Annotated in this window: 1 protein-coding gene; it reads left to right on the top strand. The window is 66.4% G+C overall.

Features of this window, described 5'->3' with window-relative positions; translation table 11 throughout:
* Positions 1-216: 216 nt before the first annotated feature.
* The coding region (locus AACY49_RS30105) for a hypothetical protein (protein WP_445262676.1) at positions 217-563 on the top strand (347 nt) is incomplete at its 3' end.

Here is a 563-nt window from a genome sequence, read left to right as displayed (position 1 = left end):
CCCCCCCCCCCCCCCCCCGCCTTTTTTTTTCAACCAGATCACGGCATAGGAGCTGTTCTACCGTGACTCGAGTTCAGACGTGCGCCCATCCGATCTCTGGGGGACTTCCTGATCGCGGATCCGACAACGCCGATCGAGGCGATCAACCGCGCGCTCGCCGGCGGCGGCCACCTGTTGCTCACGCCGGGGGTATACCGGCTACGCGAGCCGATCCGCGTGCCCCGGGCCGACACCGTCGTGCTGGGGCTGGGGCTGGCAACGCTGCTGAGCGAAGCGGGCAATGCGGCGATGCTGATCGCCGACGTGCCCGGCGTGTCCGTTGCCGGCCTGCTGATCGACGCCGGGCCGCAACTATCGCCGGTTCTCATGGAAGTGGGGCCGAAGGGCGCAAATCGCGATCATCGGGCCAATCCCACGCTGCTGGCAGATGTGTTTTTCCGCGTCGGCGGGGCGGCAGTCGGCAATGTCGGGTCGTGTCTCGAGATCAATAGCGGGCACGTCATCTGCGATCACCTGTGGATCTGGCGCGCCGATCATGGTGACAGCGATAGCGGCCAGGTCCA

Source organism: Pseudomonas sp. EL_65y_Pfl2_R96 (assembly GCF_963970905.1).
In the GTDB taxonomy this organism is placed as follows: Bacteria; Pseudomonadota; Gammaproteobacteria; order Pseudomonadales; family Pseudomonadaceae; genus Aquipseudomonas.
The sequence above is the reverse complement of the archived record's forward strand: the minus strand, read 5'-3'. Positions and strand labels throughout refer to the sequence as shown.